Raw genomic sequence first — 11740 nt, forward strand, 5'->3', positions numbered from 1 at the left:
AACCCGGGGAGCTCACGAGAGCAGACGGGGTCGCGCGTCCGGGGTCGATCTCGCGCATGCCGTCCTCGGATGCGGTCGGCGCAGGTTCCTATCCGGTGCCGGGCCGAGCAGCAGACAGAGCGGCACACAGGAACACGGTGGCGTGGCGGCCGATGCGCGTGATCACGAGCGTATAGGGCTGGGAGCCGGTCGGTTTCAGGCGGCGGCGCAGCTGGTCCGGGTCGACATCGACGCCGCGCACCAGGATTTCCACTGCGCCGCAGTCCCGGCGGCGCAGCTCGGAGCGCAACGATTTCTCCCGGAAGTCCAGTTGGTCGAGCACCCGGAAGCCGCGCACGCCGTCGGGCACCCGGTCGCCGGTGAGGTAGGCGATACGCGGGTCGAGCTGCCAGAGACCATGTTTCGCCGCGTACTGGCGGACCAGGCCGGCACGGACGATGGCGCCGTCAGGGTCGATGATCCATTCGCCGGGGGCGCGTTCGGGGATGTCGTCGGTTTCGGCGTCGGTGAGGGTGGTGGTGTGGCCGGTCGACGACAGCACGGTCGCGCGGCGGGTGACGCCGGAGTCGGTCAGTCCCGGCGACCACAGGCAGGCTTCCCGGACCGAACCGTCGAGGGACACGACCTCGATCTCTCCGGGCCAGTCGAGGCTGTCGAAATCCAGTCCGGGGGCGCATTTCACGGCCAGATCACGACAGGGATAAGCGGCGAGAAGGTTCGGTAGCGGTGGTTGCAGTTTCGCCGGATCGTGCATTCGCCTGCCGTCGGCTCGGCGCGCTGGATCGGCGATGATCACAGTGTCTCGCGTACACGGCGACAACGCGTCCGCCTTGACCAGCAGCACATGTCGGGGGGTTAACGCGTCGTCGCCGGGCCGCCCGGCGGGTGCCGCCGACCGCGCGACGGACAACGCCGATCGGCCGAGATTGTGCCGCGCCATCGCGAGGCGAACCTCGTCCAGGTCACTGCCGATCACGGCCGGGCACACTCGCGCCAGCTCGGCCAGTTCCGCACCGATCGAGCAGGTCACATCGTGGACGGCGCGACCGGCGAGCCGGGCCGCCCGGTGCCGCGCCACCACCGTCGGCGTTGCCTGTTGCAGTGCGTCGTCGGTGAACAGCCAGTCCCCCGCATCGGCGAGTTTGGCGGCGGCCCGGCGGCGCAACCGCACGGTCTCGATCAGTGCCGCCGCCCGGTCGCCGTGGTCGCGGCGCACCCGCGCGAGATCCCGCAGGTGCGTCGCCGGGGTCAGCTCCAGCCGGTCCACGTCGGCCAGCGCGGCGGCGCCCGCCGCACCGGCCAGGAAGACGATGTCCTCGTGGCTGAAGCCGTAGCCCACTACTGGCCCGGGGCGCCCGGCTTCACGCCGGTGATCATGGCGTTGTAGAAGAACTGGCGCGGCACGACCCGGCGCATGACGTTCTCGTCCACCCAGCTCAGGCCCAGCCACGCCTTGTACATGGCCATCCGATAGCGCCAGGTGAGTTTTTCGGCGGGCACGGCGGCCTCGAAGGTGCGCACCGGCCAGCCCCACAGCGCCGCGGCGAACTCCTCGGTGTGCGCGGCGACCTCGACCGCGCCGGCCGAGCGGGCCATCGCCTCGAGCTGGTCGGGGGTGAAGGTGTGCAGGTCGACGACGGCCTCGAGGGCGGCGGCGCGGGAGGACTCGTCCAGTTCCTCCTGCGGACGGCGCCAGCTCGCCAGACCGGGCAGTTTGGTGAGGTTGGTGGTGGCGCCCCAGGTGATGCGGCCGAGCCAGCGCGCGTAGAAGTTGCCCGCGGTGGTGGGCTCGCCGGCGAAGACCAGGCGCCCGCCCGGCTTGAGCACGCGCAGGCATTCCTTCAGCGCGAGTTCGACATCGGGGATGTGGTGCAGCACGGCGTGGCCGACGACCAGGTCGAAGGTGTTGTCCTCGTAGGGAATGGTTTCGGCGTCGGCGACGCGGCCGTCCACGTCCAGCCCGAGGTTCTGCGCGTTGCGCAGCGCGACCTTCACCATGCCCGGCGACAGGTCGGTCACCGAACCGCTCTTGGCCACCCCGGCCTGCATCAGGTTCAGCAGGAAGAACCCGGTGCCGCAGCCGAGTTCCAGCGCCCGGCCGTAGGGCAGCGCCACCGGCCCGACCGCGGCGTCGAAGCGGCCGCGCGCGTACTCGATACACCGTTCGTCATAGGAGATCGACCATTTGTCGTCGTAGGTCTCGGCTTCCCAGTCGTGGTAGAGGACCTGGGCGAGTTTGGTGTCCTTGAGCGCGGCTTCGACCTCGGCCTCGGTGGCATGCGGGTTCGGCGCGGGGTCGTCGTGGCGTACCGTCATGGTGGCCTAGCCTAAACCCTCGCTATAGGGGCGTTCATACCAGTGGGTGGGATCGCGCGCGAGTCGGCTTATCAGCGTCCGACGAACTCCGCCGAGCCGGGTCCGTCGGCCAAATAAGAACGTGTTCCTATCAGGCGATCTTCGGTGCCGAACAGCTCCGACCATGCGATTCGGGCCCGATCGTGGCCGTGCGGGCCGGCCTCGAAGACCGCTTTCGCCGCCGCCAAGGCGCGGGCCGGGCCGTCCAGGAAACCGCGCGCCCACCCCACGGCGGCGGTGTAGACGTCGTCGGGTGCCACGACCTCGTCGACCAGTCCGAGGGCGCGCGCTTCGTCCGGTTCCACGAAGCGTCCGGTGTACACCAGATCCTTGGCCGCGCCTGGTCCGATGAGCGCGGTGAGCCTGCGAATACCGGCCAGCGGGATCAGGCCCGCCTTGATCTGCGGCAGCCCGAGCTTGACGTTGTCGCCGATGACGCGACGATCGGCGCCGAGTGCGAGCTCCAGACCCGAGCCGAGCGCATAACCACTGATCGCGGCCACCGTCGGCTGCGGCAGCCGGGCCAGGCAACCGAGGGCGTGCTGGAGGTCGGCGGCGACGGCGGCGGCCTGCTCGGCCGAGAGCGCGGCCAGCTCGGCGAGGTCGTCGCCGGCGCAGAAGACGCGCTCGTCGCCGTAGACGACCACCGCCCCGATCCCCGGATCCTCGCCGATGTCGTGGGCCGCGGTGGCCAGCTCCCGTACCACCTGAATGTTCAGCAGGTTCATCGGCGCACGGGCGATACGCAGCACCGCCACCCGGCGTCCGGTATCGCCGTCCAGCTCGTCCACGGTCACGAATTCGGCCATGGCTGGCAACCTACCGGGTGCGCGCCGGATCTCTCATTCGCGTGTGGAGCCTTGCAGTTTGCGCTGATCGGGGAGGTCGTCGAAGTAGCGGGCGCAGTCGGGGAAGCTGAGCGCCTTCCTGCCCTCGGCGGCGCTGAACACCGGTTCGATCGGATCGATATCGCGTTCGGCGGCCAGGATCTCGGCAGTGGAGGCGTAGCCGGCCAGCGCGTCCAGTTGGGCCCAGGTGGGCGGCAGCAGGATGTCGGATCCGGCCCGCCAGCGGTCCAGCGCGTCGGCCGGGGTGCGCCACTGGACCTCGTCGGCCTCGGAGGTGGCGCCGTCGGCGCGCTGGCCGTCCGGCAGCACCGCGACGAAGAAGCGGGTGTCGTAGCGGCGCTTCTCCACCTCGGGGGTGATCCAGTTGGCCCACGGGCGCAGCAGATCGGCGCGCAACACCAGGTTCTCCTCGACCAGGAACTGCGCCAGCGACAGCTCACGCCGCTCCAGCTTGCCCCTGGCCGCGCGATAGCCGGTGGTATCGGCGACGACCTGATCGGCGGCCGGACCGGCCAGCAGCACTCCGCACTCTTCGAAGGTTTCCCGCACCGCGGCACAGACCAAAGCCTGCGCGCGCGGCTCGGTGGTGCGGAAACGTTCGGCCCACCACGCGGGTTCCGGTCCGGCCCAGGCGATGTCGGCGGTCGCGTCGGAGGGGTCGACGCCGCCGCCGGGGAATACGGTCATGCCCGCGGCGAAGGCCATGGCTCCCACGCGGCGCTGGAGGAACACCTCGGGGCCGGTGGCCCCGTCACGCACCAGCATCACCGTCGAAGCGTCCTTGGGCAGCACCACATCACTCATTCCTGCACCCTAACGCCCGCTTGGGGAGCGGCGGTGCGACGGCGTCGGTTCACCACCGGCCGAGGACGCGCACCGAGCTCAGCGCGAGCGATGCTTGCCGAAGCGGCGGGCCCGGCGGGCGAAGTAGCGTCCGTCGACGCGGTCGAGCGCGATGGACTGGCTGAACGCTTCGCTGAGGTTCTCGGCCGTCAGGACATCCGACAGCAGCCCCTGCGCGACCACCGAGCCCTCGTTGAGGAGCAGACCATGGGTGAACCCCGGCGGAATCTCCTCCACGTGGTGGGTGACGAGCACGATCGCCGGTGCGTCCGGGTCGGCGGCCAGGTCGCCCAGGCGCTCCACCAGTTCCTCGCGCCCGCCGAGATCCAGGCCGGCGGCCGGCTCGTCGAGCAGCAGCAGTTCCGGGTCGGTCATCAGCGCACGGGCGATCAGCACGCGTTTGCGTTCCCCCTCGGAGAGGGTGCCGTAGGTGCGGTCGGCCAGGTGCTCGGCGCCGAGGCTTTCCAGCATGTCGATGGCGCGGTCGGTGTCGACGTCGTCGTAGCGTTCACGCCAGCGGCCGAGCACCGCGTATCCGGCCGAGACCACCAGATCGCTGACTTTCTCCTCGCGCGGCACGCGGCCCGCTACCGCGGCCGAGGACAATCCGATGCGCGGCCGCAGTTCGCTGACGTCGACCTTGCCGAGCACCTCGCCGAGCAGATGCGCGATGCCCGAGGTGGGGTGCACCTCCGCAGCGGCCATCCGCAGCAGTGAGGTCTTGCCCGCGCCGTTGGGGCCGAGCACGACCCAGCGTTCGTCGAGCTCGACCTGCCAGGTGACCGGGCCGACGAGGGTGTGGCCCGAGCGGCGGATGGTGACGTCGGTGAAATCGATGAGCAGATCGGGATCCGGTTGCGGCACGCGCTCCATCTTGGCCCAAAACCCAGACGGCCGTACGACCGGCCCGCGTACCCGCGGTGACAGATACCGGCCGATTCAGTGGGTGAGCAGGCCGGGTGTGGCGATCACCGTCATCGAACCGGGTGCCACCTCGGTGAACCCGGCATCGCGAACCGCCACCGCCGTGCCGTCGGCCACCGCGCGGCTCAACTCGGCCCAGTGTTCGGGTCCGGATTCGCGCACCGCGCACGCGAACTCGCGCTCGGCCCAGACTCGCGCGGCCGATTCCGGCAGCGCACCGGCCAGCAGCATGCTCGCGTGCCCCACCTGGGCGGCGGCTTTGCCGAGGGTCATGTCCAGGGCCGAATTCACCCACAACACGGGCAGTTCGGGGTCCGGCGGCCCGGGGTCGTCGTGCTCGATATCGGTGCCGCCGATCTGCAACTTCCGGATCCGCGGATCGATCTGCCCGACCGGTCCCGGCACCAGCGCACGGGCCAGGGCGCCGGCCGACTCCACGGTGACGCCGTCGACCTCGTTCGCCGCGGCCCACTGCGCTCCCCGCGCCCGGCGGGCGACCTTGCGGATCCGCGACCGTTTCCAGGCCAGATACCGATCGGCCCATTCCCCGCCGGGGCCGACCCGTGGGTCCAGGCACAAGGCCACCGCGGCCGCCGCCGCGGCCGCCAGCAGCGCACTGCGGGGCGGCGGCTCGGCCTTGGGCAGGTACAGCACCATCTGCATGGCCTGCACCATGGCCGGATCGCCGGGGTCGCCCGAACCGCCGTATCCGGTGGCGAGCTCGGCATGTCTGGCGGCGAAATCGCCATCGGTCGCCCGTGGTTCGGCGGGCACGGTACCGGCGACCGCCTCTACCGAGGCGGCCGACTCCGGGATGTCGGTCATACCCGCGCCTCAGCCCAGCGGAACTCGCCGCAGCAGCCCGTCCATGGCGTCGGCCGCCTCGACCTCGTCCCGGGTGACGCCGAGAATGAACAGCACTGCGTCCAGGTAGGGATGCGAGAGCGCGGCATCGGCGATCTCACGCAACGCCGGCTTGGCATTGAAGGCGACACCGAGGCCAGCGGCATTGAGCATGTCGATATCGTTGGCGCCGTCGCCCACCGCGACGGTCTGCTCCATCGGCACGCCGGCTTCGGCGGCGAACTTACGCAGGGCGGTGGCCTTGGCGGCGCGGTCGACGATATCGCCGACCACCCGCCCGGTGAGTTTGCCGTCGACGATCTCGAGGGTGTTGGCCTGCACGAAGTCCAGTTCCAGATCGTGCGCCAGCGGTTCGATCACCTGACGGAAGCCGCCGGAGACCACGCCGCAGCGGAAACCGAGCCTGCGCAGGGTGCGGATGGTGGTGCGGGCGCCCGGCGTGAGCTCGATCCGTTCGGCGACCTCCTCGATCACCGATTCGTCGAGTCCCTCCAGGGTCGCCACCCGCTGGCGCAGCGATTCGCCGAAGTCGATCTCGCCGCGCATGGCCGATTCGGTGACCCGGCGGACCTCGTCCTCGACACCGGCGTGCGCGGCCAGCATCTCGATGACCTCACCCTGGATCAGCGTGGAGTCGACGTCGAAGACGATGAGCCGCTTGGCCCGGCGCGCCAGTCCGGCCCGCTCCACCGCGACGTCGACCTGCTCGGCCACCGCGACGTCGGCCAGCGCGGTGCGCAGCCGGGAATCGGTGTCATCGCCGGTGTCGGCGGCGGAGACCATCAGCTCCATGCCGGTCACCGGGTAGTCGGCGACACCGCGGATGGCGTCGATATTGGCGCCGAGTGTGGCGAGCTGGCGGGAGACGGCGCTGAAGGCGCGGGCCGTCACGGGTGCGCCGAGGATCACCACAGCGTGGGTGGGCACCGGCGCACGGGCGGGCTCGGCGTCGATGTCCACGTCGACGTGCATGCCGACGGTGTTCATCGCCTCTTCGAGCTCGTCTTGCAGTTCTTCGGGATCGTTCGGGCAGGTCACCAGAACACCGAGGGTCAGCCGGCCCCGGATGACGACCTGCTCCACGTCCAGCAGGCTGACCTGATGTCGCGACATCGCGGTGAGTAGCACCGAGGTCACACCGGGCCGGTCGGGCCCGGTGACGGTGACGAGAACTGTGGTGTCTGCCAACCCTGCGCTCCAGTCTGTGCTAACGCAGAAGCGGCGTACAACGGATACCCCGAGGGGGCCGCCGACGCCGCGACTACGAATGGTCCGCTGCGCATGCACCCGCTGGTCACCCCAGCAGGTGCACACTCATCCGGAATGGTGTCTTCCGCCGTTACTTGGTCAGGGCCGCGCCTTCATGCACCTCGGTGGCATGCTTGCCCGAACCCCAGCCGACGTGGGCCTCGGCCCGCATCCGCTCGACCATGTGCGGGTAGTGCAGCTCGAAGGCCGGACGCTCGGACCGGATGCGCGGCAGCTCGTAGAAGTTGTGCCGCGGCGGCGGGCAGGTGGTGGCCCACTCCAGCGAGTTGCCGTAGCCCCACGGATCGTCGACGGTGACGACCTCGCCGTAACGGTAGCTCTTGAACACGTTCCACAGGAACGGCAGCATCGAGGCGCCCAGCACGAACGCGCCGATGGTCGACACCGTGTTCAGCGTGGTGAAACCGTCGCTGGGCAGGTAGTCGGCGTAGCGACGCGGCATGCCCTCGGCACCCAGCCAGTGCTGCACCAGGAAGGTGGTGTGGAAGCCGATGAAAGTGGTCCAGAAGTGCCACTTGGCCAGGCGCTCGTCCATCATCCGGCCGGTCATCTTCGGGAACCAGAAGTAGATGCCGGCGTAGGTGGCGAACACGATGGTGCCGAAGAGCACGTAGTGGAAGTGCGCGACCACGAAGTAGGAGTCGGTGACGTGGAAGTCCAGCGGCGGGCTGGCCAGGATGACGCCGGACAGACCACCGAAGAGGAAGGTGACGATGAAGCCGATGGAGAACAACATCGGCGATTCGAACGTCAACTGGCCCTTCCACATGGTGCCGATCCAGTTGAAGAACTTCACACCGGTCGGGACCGCGATCAGGAAGGTCATGAACGAGAAGTACGGCAGCAGCACCGCGCCGGTGGCGTACATGTGGTGCGCCCACACCGCGATGGACAGCGCGGCGATACCGAGGGTCGCGTAGACCAGGGTGGTGTAACCGAAGATCGGCTTACGGCTGAAGACCGGGAAGATCTCGGAGACGATGCCGAAGAACGGCAGCGCGATGATGTACACCTCGGGGTGGCCGAAGAACCAGAACAGGTGCTGGTAGAGCAGGATGCCGCCGGTGGCCGGATCGTAGATGTGGCCGCCCAGGTGGCGGTCGTAGGCCAGGCCGAACAGGGCGGCGGTCAGCAGCGGGAAGGCCAGCAGGACCAGGACGCTGGTGACGGCGATGTTCCAGGTGAAGATCGGCATCCGGAACATGGTCATACCGGGGGCGCGCAGGCAGACGACGGTGGTGAGCATGTTGACGCCACCGAGGATGGTGCCAAGACCCGAGACGGCGAGGCCGAGGATCCACAGGTCGGTGCCGACGCCCGGCGAGTGCAGGATGTCGGTCAGCGGGACGTAGGCCGTCCAGCCGAAGTCAGCGGCGCCGCCGGGGGTGATGAAGCCCGCGGTCGCCATGGTGGCGCCGAACGCGTACAGCCAGTAGCTGAAGGCGTTCAGTCGCGGGAAGGCGACGTCGGGGGCGCCGATCTGCAGCGGCAGGATGATGTTGGCGAAGCCGAACACGATCGCGGTCGCATAGAACAGCAGCATGATCGTGCCGTGCATGGTGAACAGCTGGTTGAACTGTTCGGGCGAGAGGAACTGCAGACCCGGGCGCGCCAGCTCGCCACGCATCATCAGCGCCATCAGGCCGCCGATGAGGAAGAAGACCATCGACGTCGTCAGGTACATGACGCCGAGGACCTTCGGGTCGGTCGTGGTGACCATCTTGTAGATGAACGACCCCTTGGGACCGGTCCGCGCCGGAAAAGGCCGAGTCGCTTCTAATTGAGGGACTGGCTGGGGCTCTACGGCAGTCACTGATCCTCCTGAAGGTGCCTTTAGGTCGCTCCGCAGGCTCCACTGTCAGCATGTGTCCGGTGGCGCCCGGGCACACGACGGTTAGCTTGCGCTCTTCGAATCGTAAACCGTGCTGCCGCAGGCGACCGAGCGGGTCCTACTCTGTGTCGTATTCGCGGCCCGCCGATGCCTGTTTCCGCTGCCCCGCCATGGTGTGTCGACCCGGCGCGGACCGATGAGTCCGGCTCGCCCGCATCGTCTCTATCGATGGACATCGCCGCTGATCCCGGCGGCACACACATCGAGGAGAGGCACCGATGGCACCGAACGCAGCGCACCGGCCCGGCGATCCCTGTTGGGTCGACGTCTACAGCTCCGACCCCGAGCGCACGATCGACTTCTACGGCGAACTGTTCGGCTGGACCGCCGAACGCGACGACGACTTCGGCGGCTACATCACCTTCCGCTCCGGCGGTAAGGCCGTCGGCGGCGGGATGGGCCGCATGCCCGATGACCCCGACAGCCCGGACCAGTGGACGGTCTACCTGGCCGTCGAGAACGCCGAGGCGACCGCTGAGGCCGCCGTCGCGCACGGCGGGCAGGTCGTGGTGGCGCCGATGGCGGTCGGCGATCTCGGGTCGATGGCGATCCTGGGCGACGCCGCGGGCGCTGGGGTCGGCATCTGGCAGGCCGGCACCTTCGGCGGATTCGAGACCGCCGGGCTGGTCGAGGGCGGACAGTGGCGCGACCATCACGGCGCGCCGTCCTGGTTCGAACTCACCACCGGCGATTTCAGCGGCTCGGTCGAGTTCTATCGGGCCGTCTTCGGCTGGGACGACCTGTTCCCGATCTCCGACGCCCCGGAGTTCCGCTACAGCACGCTGCATTCCACCAGCCCGATGCTCGGTGGGGTGATGGACGGCTCGACTTTCCTGCCGCCGGGTTCCCCGGGCGGGTGGTCGGTGTATTTCGGCGCCGACGACGTCGACGCCACCGTCGCGAAGGCGGTGCGGCTGGGCGCGACGGTGACCGCGCCCGCCGAGGACACCCCCTACGGGCGGCTGGCCACCCTCGTCGACCCGAACGGCGCGCGATTCAGTCTCGGCGGCGACAAGGGCTGAGCACCGGCCGACCTCACCTGCGGATCGGGGGTGCGCGCATGTACCCTCACCGGCATGCCGGTGAGCGCGATGGGTCATGGACGCACCCGAATCCGCACGATCATGGGTGCCGTCGTCGTCGGCTGCGCCGCGGTGCTCGGCGCGGGTTGCGCGACGCCCGCCGATGATTCGGCCTCGATCATCCGCACCACCACCAATATCGCCGGTGCGGGCGTGGTCGGGCTCGAGCGCGACACCGCGCACGCGTGCAGCCTGCCCACCGCGCCCGATCCGTCCGCCGGCGCCACCCGCACCGTCACCCATCCGTTCGGCGTCACCGAGGTGCCCGCCGACCCGCAGCGCATCGTGGTGCTGAGCACCGCGGCGCTGGACGCGGTGTGCGCGGTCGGGCTGTGGGAGCGGGTGGTCGGTGCCGCCACCGTGGAGGGCCCGAGCCCGCAGCCGAGCTACCTCGGCACGGGCATCTCCGAGATCCCGGGCGTCGGCACGGTGGCCCACCCCGATCCGAACCTGATCGCGGCCCTGCACCCCGATCTCATCATCGGTGACCTGCCCGCGGCGGGCGCCGATTTCGGTGCGCTGTCGGGGATCGCGCCGACGGTGCTGATCGGCGACAAGAGCGACTGGCAGGACCAGTTCAGCACCCTCGCGGCGGCGCTGGGGCGCTCCGATGCCGCGGAGACGGCGCTGGCGAACTTCCGCACCGAGGCGGCCGACGCCGGAAACGCCGTGGCCGCCAACCTCACTCAGGCCTCCATCGTCCGATTCACCGCCGACGGCACCAGGGTGCTCGGCAGCGAGACCATGCCCGCGCAGGTGCTCGCCGCCACCGGCGCCCATCGGCCGACCGCGCAGCGCGGCAGCTCGTTCGACGTCGACGAGTCCGATCTGACGCCGGTGGAAGGCGACCTGATCTATGTCATGTTCGCCGGCCAGGACGGCCGCGAGCACGGCGAGTCGGTGCTGCGTTCGGACGAGTGGAAGGCGCTCGGCGCCGCCACCGACCGCCGGGTGTTCGCGGTGGACGACACCATCTGGCACACCCAGGGCCTCACCGCGGCCCGCGCCGTCCTCACCGATCTGCGCAACACCCTCAACGCCTACGTCAACGACTGACCTCGGCTCGCCGACGCCACCCTTGGTGGGCAAACCGCCACCCTGAGAGGGTGCGCGCCCGCGCCTTGGGGTGCTGCCGCCACGGCCTCCCGGCGGCGAGAGTGGAAGACAACGAACAGCGCCTTCCATTTCTCCGAGGGGAACACCATGCACACTCCAGTCGCATCGCACACCGGCAACGTCACCGTGCTGCCGACAGCCCGGACCGCCGCGGTCGACCCGGAGGCGGTCGTGGTGTCCGCCGCGGATGTCTCGCTGTCCTACGCCGAGCTGGACAGCTGGTCGAACCGACTGGCCCGGCTGCTGCTCGAGATCGGGGCGGGACCGGGGATCCGCGTCGCGATCGCCGTCGACGAGCCGGTGGAGGCCGTGGTCGCCGAACGCGCCGTCGTCAAGATCGGGGCGATCCCGATGGCGATGGGCGAGGGCGAGTCCACTGCCTTCGGCACCGGTCTCGGTGTCACCACCAAGCAGGAGCGTCCGCAACTGGACGACCGGATCAGCTGGCTGGTGCTCGATGACCGGTCGACCTTGCAGCGCTATCTGGCAGGCTCCGACCAGCCGCTGACCGAGGCGGATTTCGCGGTCGTCGCGCGCTCGGCCTGATC

Annotated in this window: 11 protein-coding genes; 3 read left to right on the plus strand and 8 right to left on the minus strand. The window is 69.7% G+C overall.

Annotation, left to right across the window (positions count from 1 at the left end; translation table 11 throughout):
- Positions 1 to 88: 88 nt before the first annotated feature.
- The 8 genes from RJ05_RS17745 to ctaD all read right to left on the minus strand — a co-directional run bounded on the left by RJ05_RS17745 (position 89) and on the right by ctaD (position 8916).
- Positions 89 to 1339, minus strand: a complete 1251-nt coding sequence (locus RJ05_RS17745) for a class I SAM-dependent methyltransferase (protein WP_036538620.1) — start codon at positions 1337 to 1339, stop codon at positions 89 to 91.
- Positions 1339 to 2316 carry a class I SAM-dependent methyltransferase gene (locus tag RJ05_RS17750; RefSeq protein WP_014352264.1) on the minus strand — a complete coding sequence of 326 codons (978 nt, stop codon included), beginning with the start codon at positions 2314 to 2316 and terminating at the stop codon, positions 1339 to 1341. The genes RJ05_RS17745 and RJ05_RS17750 overlap by 1 nt, the downstream gene beginning before the upstream one ends.
- A gap of 71 nt (positions 2317 to 2387) precedes the next feature.
- Positions 2388 to 3164, minus strand: coding sequence for an enoyl-CoA hydratase-related protein (locus RJ05_RS17755; protein ID WP_036538622.1), 777 nt, complete (start codon positions 3162 to 3164; stop codon positions 2388 to 2390).
- Between the two features lie 33 nt (positions 3165 to 3197).
- The gene (locus RJ05_RS17760; RefSeq protein WP_036538623.1) at positions 3198 to 4007 is read right to left on the minus strand and encodes an NUDIX hydrolase; all 810 of its coding nucleotides are present in this window, start codon (positions 4005 to 4007) and stop codon (positions 3198 to 3200) included.
- 78 nt (positions 4008 to 4085) lie between these two features.
- A complete protein-coding gene (locus RJ05_RS17765; RefSeq protein WP_014352267.1) occupies positions 4086 to 4919 on the minus strand; it encodes an ABC transporter ATP-binding protein in 834 nt (277 codons plus the stop codon).
- A gap of 66 nt (positions 4920 to 4985) precedes the next feature.
- Complete coding sequence (locus RJ05_RS17770) at positions 4986 to 5795, minus strand: peptidyl-tRNA hydrolase (RefSeq protein WP_036538625.1); 810 nt, start codon at positions 5793 to 5795, stop codon at positions 4986 to 4988.
- A 9-nt stretch (positions 5796 to 5804) separates the two neighbouring features.
- A complete protein-coding gene (serB, locus tag RJ05_RS17775) occupies positions 5805 to 7022 on the minus strand; it encodes a phosphoserine phosphatase SerB (protein ID WP_036538627.1) in 1218 nt (405 codons plus the stop codon).
- A 151-nt stretch (positions 7023 to 7173) separates the two neighbouring features.
- Positions 7174 to 8916 carry an aa3-type cytochrome oxidase subunit I gene (gene ctaD, locus RJ05_RS17780; protein WP_081505462.1) on the minus strand — a complete coding sequence of 581 codons (1743 nt, stop codon included), beginning with the start codon at positions 8914 to 8916 and terminating at the stop codon, positions 7174 to 7176.
- Positions 8917 to 9212: 296 nt separating this feature from the next.
- Here ctaD and RJ05_RS17785 point away from each other — a divergent pair, with 296 nt between their 5' ends.
- The 3 genes from RJ05_RS17785 to RJ05_RS17795 all read left to right on the plus strand — a co-directional run bounded on the left by RJ05_RS17785 (position 9213) and on the right by RJ05_RS17795 (position 11738).
- Positions 9213 to 10016, plus strand: coding sequence for a VOC family protein (locus tag RJ05_RS17785; RefSeq protein ID WP_036538629.1), 804 nt, complete (start codon positions 9213 to 9215; stop codon positions 10014 to 10016).
- A gap of 54 nt (positions 10017 to 10070) precedes the next feature.
- On the plus strand, positions 10071 to 11132 hold the full coding sequence (locus tag RJ05_RS17790) for an ABC transporter substrate-binding protein (RefSeq protein ID WP_036538631.1): 1062 nt from the start codon (positions 10071 to 10073) through the stop codon (positions 11130 to 11132).
- A 147-nt stretch (positions 11133 to 11279) separates the two neighbouring features.
- A complete protein-coding gene (locus RJ05_RS17795) occupies positions 11280 to 11738 on the plus strand; it encodes an AMP-binding protein (protein ID WP_036538633.1) in 459 nt (152 codons plus the stop codon).
- Positions 11739 to 11740 lie beyond the last annotated feature (2 nt).

It is taken from the genome of Nocardia cyriacigeorgica NBRC 100375 (assembly GCF_000308555.1).
In the GTDB taxonomy this organism is placed as follows: Bacteria; Actinomycetota; Actinomycetes; order Mycobacteriales; family Mycobacteriaceae; genus Nocardia; species Nocardia cyriacigeorgica.